At 44.9% G+C, this 16,765-nt stretch carries 14 protein-coding genes; 8 read left to right on the top strand and 6 right to left on the bottom strand.

Annotated features, from left to right (window positions below; genetic code table 11):
* Positions 1-141: 141 nt before the first annotated feature.
* Positions 142-2,658 carry a M14 family zinc carboxypeptidase gene (locus Q0993_RS10990; protein ID WP_299532900.1) on the top strand — a complete coding sequence of 839 codons (2,517 nt, stop codon included), beginning with the start codon at positions 142-144 and terminating at the stop codon, positions 2,656-2,658.
* A gap of 368 nt (positions 2,659-3,026) precedes the next feature.
* Here the strand turns inward: Q0993_RS10990 and Q0993_RS10985 are convergent, their stop codons facing one another.
* Positions 3,027-3,284: a hypothetical protein gene (locus Q0993_RS10985; protein WP_299532898.1), complete on the bottom strand. Its 258-nt coding sequence runs from the start codon at positions 3,282-3,284 to the stop codon at positions 3,027-3,029.
* Between the two features lie 529 nt (positions 3,285-3,813).
* Between Q0993_RS10985 and Q0993_RS10980 the strand changes: the two genes are divergently transcribed.
* Entirely contained in the window at positions 3,814-4,251 is a 438-nt protein-coding gene (locus Q0993_RS10980) for a hypothetical protein (RefSeq protein ID WP_299532896.1), read from the top strand.
* A gap of 160 nt (positions 4,252-4,411) precedes the next feature.
* The gene (locus Q0993_RS10975) at positions 4,412-4,669 is read left to right on the top strand and encodes a hypothetical protein (protein ID WP_299532894.1); all 258 of its coding nucleotides are present in this window, start codon (positions 4,412-4,414) and stop codon (positions 4,667-4,669) included.
* Positions 4,670-4,694: 25 nt separating this feature from the next.
* Here the strand turns inward: Q0993_RS10975 and Q0993_RS10970 are convergent, their stop codons facing one another.
* Positions 4,695-5,438, bottom strand: a complete 744-nt coding sequence (locus tag Q0993_RS10970) for an NUDIX domain-containing protein (RefSeq protein WP_299532892.1) — start codon at positions 5,436-5,438, stop codon at positions 4,695-4,697.
* 40 nt (positions 5,439-5,478) lie between these two features.
* On the opposite strand from Q0993_RS10970, the gene Q0993_RS10965 reads away from it, so the two are divergent.
* The 3 genes from Q0993_RS10965 (at position 5,479) to Q0993_RS10955 (ending at position 10,522) form a co-directional block, all read left to right on the top strand.
* Entirely contained in the window at positions 5,479-7,749 is a 2,271-nt protein-coding gene (locus Q0993_RS10965) for a glycoside hydrolase family 3 protein (RefSeq protein ID WP_299532889.1), read from the top strand.
* A gap of 436 nt (positions 7,750-8,185) precedes the next feature.
* Positions 8,186-9,478: an acetylxylan esterase gene (locus Q0993_RS10960; protein ID WP_299532886.1), complete on the top strand. Its 1,293-nt coding sequence runs from the start codon at positions 8,186-8,188 to the stop codon at positions 9,476-9,478.
* Positions 9,479-9,493: 15 nt separating this feature from the next.
* Complete coding sequence (locus Q0993_RS10955; RefSeq protein ID WP_299532883.1) at positions 9,494-10,522, top strand: hypothetical protein; 1,029 nt, start codon at positions 9,494-9,496, stop codon at positions 10,520-10,522.
* A gap of 10 nt (positions 10,523-10,532) precedes the next feature.
* Here Q0993_RS10955 and Q0993_RS10950 read toward each other — a convergent pair whose 3' ends face one another.
* The 3 genes from Q0993_RS10950 to Q0993_RS10940 all read right to left on the bottom strand — a co-directional run bounded on the left by Q0993_RS10950 (position 10,533) and on the right by Q0993_RS10940 (position 14,795).
* Entirely contained in the window at positions 10,533-11,486 is a 954-nt protein-coding gene (locus Q0993_RS10950; protein ID WP_299532881.1) for an aldo/keto reductase, read from the bottom strand.
* 67 nt (positions 11,487-11,553) lie between these two features.
* On the bottom strand, positions 11,554-14,052 hold the full coding sequence (locus Q0993_RS10945) for an FtsX-like permease family protein (protein ID WP_299533113.1): 2,499 nt from the start codon (positions 14,050-14,052) through the stop codon (positions 11,554-11,556).
* 53 nt (positions 14,053-14,105) lie between these two features.
* A complete protein-coding gene (locus tag Q0993_RS10940; RefSeq protein ID WP_299532878.1) occupies positions 14,106-14,795 on the bottom strand; it encodes an ABC transporter ATP-binding protein in 690 nt (229 codons plus the stop codon).
* A 74-nt stretch (positions 14,796-14,869) separates the two neighbouring features.
* On the opposite strand from Q0993_RS10940, the gene Q0993_RS10935 reads away from it, so the two are divergent.
* Positions 14,870-15,562: an arylesterase gene (locus tag Q0993_RS10935; protein WP_299532875.1), complete on the top strand. Its 693-nt coding sequence runs from the start codon at positions 14,870-14,872 to the stop codon at positions 15,560-15,562.
* A 45-nt stretch (positions 15,563-15,607) separates the two neighbouring features.
* The gene (locus Q0993_RS10930) at positions 15,608-16,477 is read left to right on the top strand and encodes a DUF1080 domain-containing protein (RefSeq protein WP_299532873.1); all 870 of its coding nucleotides are present in this window, start codon (positions 15,608-15,610) and stop codon (positions 16,475-16,477) included.
* Positions 16,478-16,494: 17 nt separating this feature from the next.
* Here Q0993_RS10930 and Q0993_RS10925 read toward each other — a convergent pair whose 3' ends face one another.
* The gene (locus Q0993_RS10925; protein ID WP_299532871.1) at positions 16,495-16,734 is read right to left on the bottom strand and encodes a hypothetical protein; all 240 of its coding nucleotides are present in this window, start codon (positions 16,732-16,734) and stop codon (positions 16,495-16,497) included.
* Between the last annotated feature and the right edge of the window lie 31 nt (positions 16,735-16,765).

The raw sequence follows: 16,765 nt of genomic DNA, 5'->3' as shown, positions 1-16,765 counted from the left end.
TTCTGCATAAAATCACCACCAATACAACAAAAATTCCTGTATTTTAGGACATCTACAATAATCCAGCTATCTCCACATCTTGTAAGGGCATTCTGCACCATTATCCCTATATTTAAGCGACTAATTCAAAAATATTGCTTCATGCTCAAAAAGACTCTTTTTTTGCTGCTGTTGTGCAGTGGTGCCCTTCAGGCACAGGATTACTTCTATAAAAAGTTCCATCCGTTTGCTGCCGATATTCCCTCACCCCAGGAATTTCTAGGCTACGGTATTGGGGAGCATCATACCCGCCATGATCTCATCGTTGCTTATTTGCAAAAATTGGCCGAGGTATCCGATCGCGCCTCTTTACAGGAATACGGAAAAACCCATGAGGGACGCAAGTTGGTCATCTTAACGGTTACCGACCCGGAGAATCTCTCTAACCTAAGTGCTTTGAAACAGCAACATTTGGCCTTTACCGACCCGTCCAAAAATGTTTCCAATTATGCCGAGGTTCCCATCTTTATCAATTTAGGTTATAGCGTACATGGCAATGAGCCTTCAACCTCGGAGTCGGCTTTGTTGACGGCCTATACCCTAGTGGCCTCGAACCATCCCGAAATCCAAAGCTATCGTAAAAATGCCGTCCTATTTATAGACCCTACCCTCAACCCGGACGGTCGTGACCGGCATACGCAATGGGCCAATATGTACCAAGGCAACCCCGAAGTGGCCGATCCCCAGGATGCCGAACATAATGAATACTGGCCTGGAGGACGAACCAATCACTATTGGTTTGATCTAAACCGTGACTGGCTCTTGGGCATTAATCCGGAAAGTCGCGGAAAACTCCTTTGGTACCACCAATGGTATCCTAATGTGGTGACGGACTATCATGAAATGGGAACGCAGAGCAGTTACTTTTTTGAGCCTATGAAGTCCAATGGGTCGTTAGACCCAATTATGCCAAAGGAAAATTATGAGGACCTCAACGAAATGTTCGGGAACTATTTTGCCCAAGCGCTGGACAGTATCGGTTCCTTTTATTTTACCAAAGAGGCCTTTGATGGTACGTACCCAGGCTATGGTTCCTCCTACCCGGATCTACAAGGCGGTCTGGGACTACTTTTTGAGCAGGCCAGTAGCCGTGGCCATCGACAAAAAACCGCTTTTGGTGAAATTACCTTCCCATTTACCATTCGCAACCAATATGTAACGAGCATGGCCACCATAAAGGCGGCCGTAGAAAACAAGGCTTATCTGCGCAAGTACCAGCAGGATTTCTTTAAAAGTGCCCTGACCAATGCGGGCAAAGGCAAAATTAGGGGGTATTCCTTTGGAGATGCCTATGATGCCAACCGTACCAAAGCTTTTATCGATAAGCTTTTACTGCATAAAATAGAGGTATTTAAATCAGGGGAAAACTATGTGGTACCTACGGCACAACCCCAATATAGAATGGTACAGACCATGTTCGAGACCTATGAAAAGTATCGGGACAGTGTATACTACGATGCTTCCGCCTGGTCCGTGGCCAATTTTTATAACATGCGGTATCGGCCAGTAAATTCCCTGAATTTAGGCGAAAAAGTGGAATCGACAGATAATTTGACCGCTCTGGCTCCCGTACAAAAATCAGACTACGCTTATGTTATCGATTGGGATGATTACAACGCCCCGGCCCTACTCAATCAGATACAGCAAAACGGCCTAATAGTTTCCTCGGCCTTTAAACCTTTTACTGCAAAACTAGGCCCCAAGGGAAAGCAATTCAACTATGGCGCCCTGGTAGTTCCTGTATCCCTACAGAAGAAATCGGTGGATGAAGTATATCGGATTATCCAGCAGGCCCAGCGAAAATTTCAGGTTCCCACCTATGGGATCTCCACGGGTTATAACCTAAAAGGTATCGACTTGGGAAGTCGTAATATAAAGGCCTTAAAAACTCCCAGGGCCGCCATGCTTATAGGTCAGGGAGTACGGTCCTACGAGGCTGGAGAGGTCTGGCATTTATTGGATACGCGTGTGGGCATGCCCATTACCAAAATCCCGATGCGTAATTTTAATAGGGCAAACATCGATAACTACAATATCTTGGTCATGGTCTCGGGGAGCTATGACCTGACCCAGAAACAACTGGATAAAATCAAGGACTGGGTAAGCAAGGGAAATACCTTGATTACGATTGGCACCGCTGCCCAGTGGGCCATTGAGAAGAAACTAGTGCTCGAAAAATTGACCAAATCCAAAAAGGACTCTACGGCCGTGGTAGAACGAAAACCCTATGTGAACGCGCCCGAAAACATCGGCAAGGAACAAATAGGTGGCATTATTCTTAAAGTAGACCTGGATACTACCCATCCCTTAGGTTTTGGCTACCAAAATCAACAGATTCCGATTTACAAGAATAACGAAGTATGGCTCTCGCCCAGCAAGAATGCCTATGCTACCGTAGCCCAATATACTGATGCACCCCATATAGATGGGTTCATTACCAAAAAGAATATGGAGGAGTTTGCAAAAGCTTCAGCCTCGTTGTTGGTCAGTAAACTGGGCAATGGACGTGTGGTCCTATTTGCGGACAATCCCAACTTTAGAGGTTCCTGGTATGGTACCAATCGATTGTTTTTGAACGCCCTGTTTTTGGGGGATAAAATCAACGTGCCAGGCGATTAGTCGACTGAATTGAATATAGACAAAATCGCTAATCGCAAAGGCGTCATTTTATAACAAAAATCCCCTTCCTTAAAAGGAAGGGGAAAAAATCATGCGGTTAACATGAGAAAGTGATGGCTGGAAACATTATTTGATATACATTCCTGTTTCTTTAAATTCTTCCAACGCCATTCCGGTGTCCCGGGAATAGGGGTAGAATTTGTTTAGTGTACTTCCATTCTTCATTTACGTACCGGTACCTTTAAAGGTCGCAAAGCACCTTTGGACTTGGGAAATACAGCAACATAAGTGACTACCAAAAGAATTGAAACGGTAATAAATGCAAAGATCATAGCTAATAGATTTAGGGTTAAGGTATTGGGGAACCTTTAGGCCAATTTGGCTTTATTTTTTTTGGTGCGGAAAGACAGGGCTTTCTTTACTCTTGAATTTCGGAATTTGTATAAACGCGCGACTTGATCTTGGCCGGGTTGCGTACCTTGGAAAGTAGCGACAGGAACAGCAAGGCTACCATCCAGAACAACACCCATTTCAATAGACTCCACTTTAACATCGGTTTGTGTGTTTTGTGCCAAAGCCATAGCTCCGAAGAGAAGGACGATAAGCAAGGTTAAAATAGACTTCATGTCAGTGCGATTGGGTTACATAAAGATAACCCCGATAGCAAGCTGAGATGCTCTGTAAACCGCTGAACGACACGGATTTTCGGTTAGTGGACCTTTTATGGATGAAGTGTGAAAAAGGTCCGTTGAACGGAATCCAACCCCAACTCAACTTACCGAAAAAAATGCGGTTTTTATCGATAGTTTTGCAGTGGCTCCATGCTGTTACAGACATCGGCGGTTAAAATATACCCGTACTTTTATCTTGTTTTCTGCTTATGTTTTGGAATACTCCTTGTACCCTTATTTAATGAAAGTCTCCTACACGGATATTTGGTACTGGGTATTTATACTAAAACTCTTAAAACGATGTTCTAACTGCATGTCATTTTTCAAACCTAAATCATGGATTTTTCTTTTATGGCTTGTTCATACGGTTTTCCATGCCCAAAACGCGACAGTAGAAAAAGGAAAGTTTGAACTGGAATTAATTCATGCCAGGAAGCTTAGTAAAATACAAGCCAATACATCGATTATTCTCAAATCGGATAAATTGAAAACAATCTTTGTAAAATTGAGAATGACGGCAAAAAATGGAAAGAGACAACTTTTCGATATCAATAAATTCTCTCTTATCGACGAAACCCATAGAATCCGAAGCAGGCCAATGGACATTTCCTGTCAAACCTTTACCGCTTTTGAGAATTTCGTCAAGCTGCTAAAACATCCTCCGAAAAAGAAAAACAGTGTTTTACCCTACAATCCCGAGATAAAGGATAGTTTTTCGGAATATACCTTTGAAGATTACGACAACTTGGAAATACCCTTGGACTATGATGGCTGGGGCAAACGGGAAAATCAAGTTATTTATTTTAAACCGCGAAAGTTCAAAACAAAAAAATTGAATTTCTTTTTTCCATTTCCCAAGAGTAGTACCTCGGGAATTCTATATTATGGTGATGAAATAGTAGGTAAAGTAAAATTTAAGTAATTAATAGGCCCATCTATTTTGTAAGGAACCGAGCCCAATTTATTTTAGTTATACGACTTGATTGGATAAAGTAAGGCCTACCCCCTTCTTTTATGTAAATTGTATAATACGTACTTAAAGGCTTTTGTCTTTAATAAAAGTGTTCCACACTATTTCTATTATGAACCAAGATCCAAACACTCAAGGGCCGGACAAAGATGAAGAGTTTAGAATATTGACCCCGGCAGAGCACGAACGAAATGCCACTGAATGGTTTGGGGCCATAATCCGATATTTATGGCATTTGGGGCAAAGGAAATTTGATACCTTTTACAATGTCAAGCAATTGAAGAAGAATTCCAGAATTGGGTGGTTATTCCAGATTGTGGTCATAGTGATTATATTTTATTTAAGTTACAAGTACCTAATTTCTCCCTAGATTCAATACTGCCTTTCATAAGTACCTATTCCTCTTTTTTAAACCGATATAAAAAAGGCTTACGTCGAGGGGCGTCTGCCTTAGGTTCCGATAACCGTTCAAATATATCCAGGGACAACATTTTCTTTTGAAATCGGCTTCGCTCCAGTTTCCTCTCAAGAATACGTTCGTGCAGTTTGTGCAATTGGGGCATGGTGAACTCCTCGGGCAAGAGATTAAAGGAAATCTGCTCCATCCCGATATCCCTTTTTAACTGTGTGCGGGATTCAAGTGCAATCTTGGCGTGGTCCATCAACATTGGGGGCAGATCATCCAGATTGTGCCAGGCACAGGGTTGGGAAAAAATGCCGCCCGTAGGCCGGGCATCCTCAATATGGATCAATGCATAGTAGGCCAACGATATAAAGCGCTTATTGATCCATAAATCCTTTTTCCAGTTATACCCTGCCGCCTTTAACAATCGCTCAAATTCCGACGCAAAATTTCGATCCCTATCCCCGAATACCTGAAAAAGGCGCAAATAGGGCTGTTGCAACCCGGTCCTTTCCTCCAATACCCTTACGGCCGCATCGGATACGGATTCGTCCTTTCCCACATAGCCTCCGGGCAGGGCCCAACTTCCTTCGAATTCCAACAATAAAACCTTTAACTCCCCATCCTTAAAACCGAGAATAACCACATCCACGGAAACATTGGGCAGATACAGTTCTTCCCCCTGATCTAAAAATTTTTGCACGTCCATAAATACAAAAGTAAAAATTTGTGGCAAAACGCCACATTTTATATATTTGTGGCAAAATGACACAAATATGGCCCGATCTAAATTTAAAAGAATCGCTTTAAAACTGCTCAAATGGTTCGGTATCACAATTGCCCTAATTTTGGTTGTGCTTAGCATTGTCGTAATCGTTAACCTCAACTACGATAGACCTTCTCTTTATGTCTCCAAAGAGTATCTTCAAAAGGAATATGCCGGTACCGATACCCAAGTAATTGCCCAAAACTTGGTTGCACAGATGAGTTTGGATGAAAAAATAGCGCAAATGTATGGAGAACCCTATGGTAGTGGAATGGCAAAGTTGGCGACCAATTTTTTGGTCAAGAAGCGATTTGCCCACATTTATGTTGGTGAAAACGAGAGACTGGGAATACCGCCTTGGGTACTGTCCGATGGACCCCGTGGAGCCCGGGTGTTGGGCGAGGACGTTGAAGGAGTTACCACCTTTCCCGTAGGTATGGCCCGTGGGGCAAGTTGGAACACGGATCTGGAATATCGCATTAACCAGGTCATTGCCTCTGAAATGCGAGCCAACAAAGTGAACTATGCGGCGACACCCTGTATTAATCTGCTGCGACATCCCGGATGGGGAAGGGCACAGGAAACCTATGGGGAAGATCCCTGGTTGTTGGGTGAGTTCGGGGTTGCAGCGGTCAAAGGTTTGGAAAAACACAACGTAATGGCATGTCCCAAACATTTTGCGTTGAATAGTATCGAGAATTCCAGATGGGTCGTCGATGTGGAAGTAGATGAAAGAACCCTGCGCGAAGTATACCTTCCACATTTTAAAAAAACGGTCCAGGAAGGTAAACCCGCATCCATAATGAGTGCCTACAATTCAGTCAACGGGGAGTTCTGCGGAAGCAATAAGGAACTGCTGACCCATATTTTACGGGATGATTGGGGGTTTGAGGGCTTTGTGACCACGGATTGGTTGATGGGTGTATATGATGGTGTTAAAGGAGTACAAGCCGGACTGGACGTTGAAATGCCATTTCAGCAGGTTTATACTCCGGAGGTCATACAAGAAGGTTTGGATAATGGCGAGATATCGAAGGCGGATATTGATAAAATCGTGACCCGATCCCTGACCACGAGATTAAAGTACGCATTGGTGAATGACCAGGTCAACTATCCAACAAGTGATATCGGCAAACCTTCCAGCATAGCACTTGCCCGGGAAGCGGCAGAGGAAAGCATGGTATTGCTAAAAAACGAGGGGGTACTCCCCTTTAAAAAACAAGGAGGGAAAACCATTGCGGTAATTGGGAGATTGGCGGACCTGGAAAACACAGGGGATCGCGGAAGTAGCGACTCCACACCTCTGTATGTAGAAACCCCTTTCGAAGGTATAAAAAAGCAGCAAGAAGCCCAAGGAAACAAAGTGGTCCTGGACGATGGAAGTAACCTTGAAAGAGCAAAAGAACTGGCTCAAAATGCTGACGAAGTCATTCTGGTGGTCGGTTTTACCCATGAGGATGAGGGCGAATACATTATCTTCAGCCGGGAACAGATGGAAGAGGCGGCAGAGGCAGGTAAATCCCTGGGGAAAGTTACCATAGGTGGTGACAGGAAGGATTTAAGCTTGTTGGAGCAAGACGAAAGGCTGATCAAGGCCCTACATCCCATGAACGACGACTTAGTAGTGGTGTATGTAGGCGGTAGTGCCATTGACATGTCTGCCTGGGAAGATGATGTACCGGCCATATTATTTTCTTGGTATGCCGGTATGGAAGGGGGCACGGCTTTGGCAAATATTCTCTATGGGGATGCAAATCCAAGTGGAAAACTGCCTTTTTCAATTGCCAAGGAGCAAAAGGATTACCCTCCTTTTACACCCTACACCAAAAAATTCGAGTACGGGTATTATCATGGGTATACCCTTTTCGACAAAAAAGGGACAACCCCGGCATATCCCTTTGGCTATGGTTTAAGCTATACCGACTTTGCCTATGATTCACTTGTCGTCAAAACCCATGAGCTTTCAACAACCGAACCCTTGGAAGTTGAAGTAAACGTTTCCAATACAGGTGCGGTAGACGGCAAGGAGGTAGTTCAACTGTATGTGGGTTTCTCCAATTCGGCAGTTGATCGTCCGGTAAAACTGTTGCGAGGGTTCAAAAAAGTGCATCTAAAAGCCGGTGAGACCAAAAAGGTAATGCTTGATGTGCCCACAAAGGACCTGGCCTGGTATAATCCGGACACGAAAAACTGGGAGGTCGAAAATATGGCCTATGAAGTTTATGTGGGTAGTTCATCCGCGGAAGGCGATCTGTTGCAATCCACTTTTGTCGTGAAATAGATGTATTTTCGATTTAAGTAGTCATTAGCTTCTTTTGGTGCTTGGTGTGTGCCAAATGTTGCCAAACCAAATGGCTTTTAGTCCCCATCGCTGCAAGGAAAGAAGGAAACAAAATTGCGAGAAAGCGCCTTCCTAATCGATCTACAGCATTACCTTTGCCAAAAGTTTATGGAAGTAATGTACAATACCATTGGTTGCGATTATGACCCTACGCGAAAGGCAGAAATGACTTAGGGGATTATGTATTTATCATCGGCAAAAGACCGTCTAGAATTAAAAAATAACCCTCCTGCAACCAAAGGGCCGGTCTTCGGACAATGGAAAGCAAACAAATTTCCAAGTCTATGTAAACCTTCCACCTATAACTTCCCAAGTATCCGTTCATTTTAGTATATTTCCAAAGGACTTGATCAAATCATCATTTAAAGTATACCGCATGAATACTAGACTATATCTCTCCCTTATTTGTATTGCACTCCTTTCCCTTTATGTACATGCCCAGCCCCAAAGGAAATTGGTAAAGGTGATCGTTTCCCCAGACCAAACCGACTGGACTTATGCTATTGGAGATCGACCCGAATTCTCCATTTCCGTATTGCGGAACAATATGCCCATGGAAGGCATTCAAATCAGCTACACCATACAACCTGATCCTGGGTATCGGACGTTAAAAATTTGGGACAAGGGTACCGTATCCCTAAAAAATGGGAGCGCAAAAGTAAAGGCCGGGAAAATGGATGAGCCCGGTTTTCTACGCTGTACGGCCACCGTAACCGTGGATGGCAAAGAATATTCCTCGTATACCACGGTGGGTTTTGCCCCTCATAAAATAGAACCGACCACTACCCTACCCAAGGATTTTGAGGAATTCTGGAACCAAGGCAAGAAAGCCTTGGCAGAGATTCCCATAAACCCAATCATGACCTTACTACCGGAAAGATGTACGGATAAAGTAGATGTCTATCATGTAGAATTAAACAACATTAAAGGTAAAATCTACGGAATACTATGTAGACCAAAAAAGGAAGGAAAACATCCGGCTATCCTTCGGGTACCCGGTGCCGGAATCCGACCTTACTATGGTGAGGTTTCCGATGCCGAGGCCGGATTCCTATCCTTTACCATTGGTATCCATGGGATACCTGTAAATATGGAGAAGAAAGTGTATGACAATCTTATGCAAGGGGCTTTGAACAGCTATTGGACCACCAATCTGGACGATAAGGACAATGCCTATTACAAACGGGTTTATTTAGGTTGTGTCCGGGCCGTGGATTTTATTGAAAGTCTTGAAAGCTTTAATGGTGAGGATATTGGAGTCACTGGAGGAAGTCAGGGAGGAGCACTTTCCATTATCACCGCAGGCTTGGATGATCGCATCGATTATTTGGCGGCATTTTATCCCGCCCTTTCCGATTTGACCGGGTTTTTGCACGGCCGTGCCGGAGGTTGGCCCCAAATCTTTGTGGATGAGTATACCAATAAACCGGAGAAAATAGAAACCTCCAAATACTTTGATGTGGTGAACTTCGCCCGTTTTGTAAAGGTCCCCGGATGGTACAGCTGGGGGTACAATGATAATGTTTGCCCGCCGGCTTCTATGTATGCCGCCTATAACCTGATCGATGCCAAAAAGGAACTGCATGTTTTTCAGGAAACCCAACATTGGACTTTTCCCGAACAAAGGGAATTGCGTAACGCCTGGCTGTATAGACAACTGAACGACTAGAACTATGAGATAGTCATGAGACCGATAGTATTTCTTTTTGCTGTAGTATTAATGATAAGCCTCAGTCATTTGTGGTCTCAAGAGGAACCTAAAGATGCCTTTATCATGACGGTCACCGGGAAGGTTGGTTTGGAAAATCTGGGGAATGTTTTACCTCATGAACATGTTACCACGGATTTTTTGGGCGCGGAAATCGCACCCCAACCACGTTATCCCAGGCATATGGCCATAACTTCCATCTTGCCCTATCTTAAAAAACTAAAGGAAAGAGGCTATGGTCTGTTCTTTGAATGTACCCCAAACTATATTGGCCGGGATGTGGAATTGCTCAAAGCGCTTTCTGAACTTTCAGGTCTTAAAATCGTTACCAATACGGGATACTACGCCGCAGTTAACAAGAAATTCCTGCCCAAACACGCTTATACCGAAAGTAGCGAGGCCTTGGCGAAACGCTGGGAACAAGAATGGCGAAAAGGTATCGGGGATACCGGTATCCGGCCTGGATTTATAAAACTGGGCGTTGGAAAGGGGCCCTTGGATACCATTGAGGAGAAGTTGTTACAGGCTGCAATCATCCTCCATAAAAAAAGTGGTCTACAAATGGCCATGCATACCGGTGATGGTGAGGCGGCCCTTTCGCAATACCAAATTATTGCGGCGGCAGGCGTAGATGGAAAAAATATGATATGGGTCCATGCCCAAAATGGAAAGGACGACGAAAGACTGGCCCTTGCCCAGAAAGGGGTATGGATCAGTTTGGATGGCGTAAGTTCCGAAAAACTGGACAGTTACGTAAATATGATACGCGTGTTAAGGGAAAACCAGCTACTTTCCCAACTTATGATTTCCCATGACAATGGTTGGGGCGTGGAAGATGAAAAGGGTGTTATCAAGCTCGTTCCATTCGATAAGGGAAAAAATGTGCCTTACCAAACCATATATAATTTATTACTTCCAAGGCTTCAACAGTTGGGGTTTACCCAAGCCGAAATAGAACTAATAACTATCAAAAATCCTTTGAAAGCCTACTCCTTGACCCCTTAAATCTTTGTTGCTAAAAAGCAACATCTCCCAATTCCTTTCGAATATAGCGGTCAATTTCCAGAACTTCGTCTTTGGTTAACCGGATGTTGGATGCGGCCGCATTGGAAATTACTTGACCTTCATTCTTGGCACCGACCAGTACTGAAACAATGCCCGGTTTTTGTAGGGCCCAGGCGATGGCAATATAGGAAACGGGGCATTCGTGTTTTTCCGCCAAAACATCCAGAAGTGACAAAAGCCCCTGGATCTGAGGCCAAATTTCGGGCCGATAATAATTGTAAAAGCGACTGCGATTATCATTTTCCTCAAAATTAGGGAGTTCCCGATACTTCCCGGTCAACAAGCCGCCTGAAAGGGTACCGTAGGTGACAAGTCCAACTTCGTTTTTAACGCAATAGGGAACCAAAGTTTCTTCTATCTTTCGTTGGAGCATGGAATAATTGGGCTGCAAACTTACAATGTTGACCAAGTCCTTGGCCTGTTCCATCAGCTCCACAGTAAAATTGGAAACCCCCAAATAACGGAATTTGCCTTGCTCTTGAAGTTTTAAAAGGGTCTCCAGGGAATCCTCCAAAGGAGTATTGACATCTGGCCAATGTATCTGATATAGATCGATATAATCCGTTCCCAAACGTGAGAGCGATTCATCGATTTCCCTAAGAATGGTCTCGGGTCTAAGGTCTCGCAAAAAACTGTCCGAAGTACGGGTAACCCCGGTTTTTGTTCCGAGGATTATCTTATCGCGATTTCCCTTTATAGCTTGGCCTACCACACTTTCCGCGTGTCCGGCACCATAAGCCGGTGCCGTATCGATAAAATTGATGCCCGAGTCCAGCGCCGCCTGTATGGTCTTTATGGAAGCATTGTCATCTACATCACCCCAGAAATCATTGCCCATGGCCCAAGTACCCAGACAAATTTCGGACACCTTTAAATCAGTTTTGGGGATATTTCTGTAATTCATAATAGGTCTTAGTTGGAATTTAATTGAATCATTTTCGGTTTTTTGCCGCTCCAAAATATAGGGTTGTTTAACCTCCCTCCTTCCGTAGCACTTCCAGAGGTGGACTTTGGATAACACTACGGCTATTGCCCAATCCGATCAACAAAACAAGGGCCGTAATTCCGGGCAATAAAATCAGGAAAGGCGCCCATGAGGGTACAAAGGGCACCTCAAATACAAAACGTGCCAGTAATTGTGCCCCGAACAGGGAGAGCAAGATACCCATGGTACTTCCCAAAACGCCCAAATACAGGTATTCCAAAGCGGTAATTCTTAAGATTTGGGGACTCTTGGCTCCCAAGGTTCGCAACAAAACATTTTCCCGAATACGTTGATACTTACTGGTTCGTACCGAACCAATGAGCACAATGATACCTGTAAGGATACTAAAAAAGGCCATAAAGTTGATAACCCACGAAATCTTGTCCAGAATACTCTCCAATATCCCGAGGAGCTGACGCAGGTCCAAAATGGAAACATTGGGAAACTTGCGGACCAGTTCCCGCTGCAATTGCGCAGAAACCGCCTCATCCGGCGCCCTGGTGGTCAAAACATGAAATTGGGGCGCGTTTTCCAAGATGCCCTGGGGAAAGAGTATGGAAAAGTTGGGTTGCATACGGCCCCAGTCCACCGCCCGTACGCTCCCCACAAAAGTCTTCATCAATACGCCCTGAACATTGAATAATATAGTATCCCCGACCACCACCTTGGCATCCCTGGCAATATTATCGGCCAAAGAGATAGGGATAGGAGTGTCCGTATCGGCTTGGGAAATCCATTCACCATCAGTAAGCATCTCCGAATCGATCAATGAGTCGCGATAGGTAACCCTAAACTCATGGTTAAGGATCCATTTGTTCATATTCAAGACGGTATCTTGGCGAAGTTCATTTACGCCTCTGCCCTTTATACTATGGATACGCATCGTAACAATAGGAATATTGTCAATGACCGGAAGCCCTTTGGGCAATATACTCTCGGCCACGGAATCCTTTTGCTCGGTTTGTACATCCAAGAGAATGATATTCGGACTCTGTGAACTATCCTCCACCCTAGCCTTGGCCAATAGGATATCTTTGCTAAAATAAAGCGTACTGATCAGGAAAGCCCCTACCCCAATGGCCAAGATCAAGACCAAGGTCTGGTTATTCGGGCGAAAGAGATTCAGTAGACTTTGACGGGCGGTGAAGCCCCAAGAGGTAGGAAAATATTTTTTTACCCCGCGCATTAGCAAGTTGGCCAGTCCCCCCAAAATTGAAAATACGGCCAAGACGCTCAGCACAAAATAGAGGGAATATCTCCAATTATCCAACAACCATTGGGCAAACCCCAGAACAAACAAAAGAATGCCCCCCATGACCAATACTACGGCTCTTCGAGAACGAACCGGAGTACCTTCCTGAATACGGAGAACCTGTAAGGGCGAGACGAACCATGTACCCAACAATGGTAACAGCGCAAAGAGGACGGACATCAAAATACCGAGCAACAATCCCATAATAACGGGCCTTGGCGAAAGCGAAAGCACTACTTCAAAAGGCAGAAAATCCTGCAGCAACAACGGAAAGGATTGCTGAAGGATCAAGCCCGCTACGGTCCCGATAATTCCACCCAAAAGTCCCAATCCCGCAATTTGTAGGAGATAGATCAAAAACGTCTGTTTTCGGGTAGCCCCGATGCATTTCAGTACCGCGATAGAACGTAATTTTTCCTTGATATAAATATGTACCGAACTGGCGATGCCCACACAGCCTAACAACAAGGCGATAAACGCCACCAAATTCAAAAACTTACCTACATTCCCGAATCTACGTCCCATGCGTCGACTCGTTACCGTATGCACATCCAGGTCGGCCTTTTCGGCATCGAGCATGGGATCTAGCGCATCATTTAATTTCTCTAAATCGGTATCCGGATCGGCCTCAAAAAAATAATTGTACTCTATACGACTTCCGGTCTGTAGCAGCCCTGTAGCCTCAATGGATCCATAAGGTACCCAGACCGGTGGGGCTATCGAACTAAAAACACCCGTAGTTCCGGGACCGGAATCCAAACGTCCCGTAATGGGAAAGGTAACATCCCCAATTTTTATATCATCCCCTACTTCAAGGTTAAACTGCAGCATCACAGTGGCGTCTACCAGGGCCCCCTTCTGTTCTTGATAGGTATCCCCGGCATTCTCGGGATAGGTTTCTAGATCACCATATAACGGATACCCCCCTTCTATTCCGCGAACTTCCACCAATTTGGTGGACCCGCTCTTGGGGAAGGCGGCCATGGAAACAAATTTCACTTCCATCGCCTCGGCGCCTAGGGAATCAATAAGAGCCTGGACTTTTTCAGTAGGCAATTGCTTGGTTTCTATGGTAAAATCGGCACCCATAAGGGCCTTGGATTGTAGGGCGATATTCTCTTTAAGACTTTCGCTAAAGGATTGGATGGAAACTACCGCTGCAATACCTAGAATAATGGAGGCCATAAAAAGTAGCAACCGTTTCCCACTGGCCTTACTGTCCCGCCAAGCCATCTTCAACAACCAACGGGTACCGGCGGTAGTCTTCAAATTTCGGTCGTTATTGCTCACAATGCCGGTGCTTTTTCCTCTGCCAATATTTTTCCGCCCTTTAGTCTAAGGATATGCTGTGTTTTCCGGGCAAGGTCCAAATCGTGGGTTACGATTACCAGAGTGGTACCGGCCTCCTTGTTGAGTTCAAAAAGTAGTTGTACCACTTTCTCGCCAGTCTCCTCATCCAGATTTCCCGTAGGTTCATCGGCAAACAGAATCGAGGGGCTATTGGAAAAGGCACGGGCCAAGGCCACACGCTGTTGCTCCCCCCCGGAAAGTTGTGAGGGGTAATGGTTTACACGACCGGCCAATCCGACTTTCTCCAAAAGCTCCCGCGCCACAATGCCTGCATTTTTAGCCCCTTGCAATTCAAGGGGCACGCTTACGTTCTCCAGGGCGGTCAAGGTAGGTAACAGTTGAAAATCCTGAAAAATGAACCCTACTTTTTGATTACGCAACAATGCCCTTTCATCCTCATTGAGGGATTGAAGTTCGGTGCCACATAGTTCAATGCTACCAGTACCCGGCTTGTCCAGCCCCGCGCAAAGCCCTAACAAGGTAGTCTTTCCGCTTCCTGAAGGTCCTACGATAGCAAAGGTATCCCCTTCGTCTATTGTAAAGGATATATCGTCCAATACCGTTAATTCTTTGGAACCACTGGTATAGGTCTTCCCAAGGTGACTAACGTTTAATATCTTTGTCATAGTTCTTTACTGAAATGCCCATGGGCCAAAAGAACAAAATAAGGAAATGATTTTGATATTTAGACCTCGGCAGCATGCATACACTCTTAAAACTTTGTTATTTTTTCTCCCTTCTCCTTTTGTTATCCTGTGGAGGCAAATCCACCCAAAAATCGGAAGATGCCGCTACTGAATCGGCAGATACGTCAACGGAGGAGATCAACAAGAAGGACAATAAGGCCATTATTTTCTTTGGTGATAGCCTTACCGCGGGACTGGGCCTGGATCCCCAAGAGGCCTTCCCTGCCCTTATTCAAGGTACCCTGGATTCCTTGGGTATGGATTATACGGTCATCAATTCAGGACTTAGTGGGGAGACCACGGCCAGTGGAAGAAACCGCCTGGATTGGGTATTGAACCAAAAGGCCGATATTTTTATTCTGGAATTGGGTGCCAATGATGGGTTACGGGGGATTCCCTTGGAGGAGACCCGAACCAATTTACAGGCCATTATTGATGCCGTACTGGAAAAAAATCCCAATACACAAATTGTGCTTGCCGGTATGCAAATACCACCGAATATGGGACAGGACTACACCTCGGAATTCCGCAAAATTTTTCCTGAGCTGGCGGAAAAGAATACATTACCCTTGATACCCTTTTTGTTGGAGGGCGTAGCGGGCAATCCCGAATTGAACCAAGAGGACGGCATACATCCAACCGTTGAAGGCCAAAAAATCGTAGCCGACAACGTATGGGCCGTTTTGGAGGGTGTGTTACAGCAATGAATTAATTTATAGTATCTTAAGGCGGCAACCTAAAAGATCCATACCATGAAAAGGTTTTTTGTCCTATTCCTAATCATTGCACTCTACTCCTGTACATCCGAAAAAAAGAAAACGGAGACCGCAGAACAATGGACCGCTCTCTGGAATGGCAAGGATTTAAGCGGCTGGCATAGTTATTTGGGAACCCCATACCAAGTACAAACCGATAGCCTGGGCAACACCCTTACCCCTTTTGGCCGGGATAACGACCCCTTAGGGGTAATTACCCTAGTAGACACCGGGGATGGAAATGCCATCCGGATTTCCGGTGTGGCCTGGGGTATGATCTATACAGCACAGGATTATCGGAATTACCACCTAAAGCTAAAGACAAAATGGGGAGAGGGTATGCATTCCCCTAGGGAAAATGGACCCAGGGACAGTGGCTTACTATATCATGGCTTTGGGGTGCCCGGTTCTGTACATAATTGGATGGATTCGCAGGAACTGCAGGTACAACAGGGCGACATGGGTGATTACTGGCCTGTGGGCGATGTGGAAATCGATATCCCGAGCGTTCTAAAGGACAGCATATATCATATCTATAAGGACAATGCGCCTTTGCGCTCCTATTATTTTGCCGAAACACTTAAGACAGCCACCCATGATAGTTTGGCAAAGCGACGTGTATTCAAGGCCTTTGATGCGGAAAGACCCCACGGTGAATGGAATGATGTGGAACTGATAGCCCTTGGGGATTCCAGTATCCATATTGTAAATGGGAAGGTGGTTATGCGACTTTTCAATTCCAGAAAAAGGTCCACCCAGGAAAAACTCGATTCAGGAAAAATTATATTGCAATCCGAGGGCGCCGAGGTTTTTTATAAGGACTTATATATAAAACAGATTTCGGAAGTTCCTGGGAAATATCGGTAGTACCTTAAAAGAAAGGATTAAGCCAATTTAGCGCGGTTTCTTTTGGTAGTAAAAGACAAGGCTTTCTTTACCTTGCTATTGGAACGCTTGTACAAACGGGCAACCTCAGTGGTGTTTTCGAAAGAAATCCCTTCTTCAACAGTCTCGGTAACGATTCCCATTTCAATAGTCTCAACCTTTACTTCGGAGGTAGTATCCTGGGCTTGGGCGGCGATTCCGATGAAGAGAACAAAAATTAAAGTTACTAGCGTTTTCATGACTTGCGTTTTTATATAATAAAAACGCGGT

This window comes from Ulvibacterium sp. (genome assembly GCF_028285715.1).
In the GTDB taxonomy this organism is placed as follows: domain Bacteria; phylum Bacteroidota; class Bacteroidia; order Flavobacteriales; family Flavobacteriaceae; genus Ulvibacterium.
Note: the sequence above shows the minus strand (reverse complement) of the source record. Positions and strands in the feature narration are given on the sequence as shown.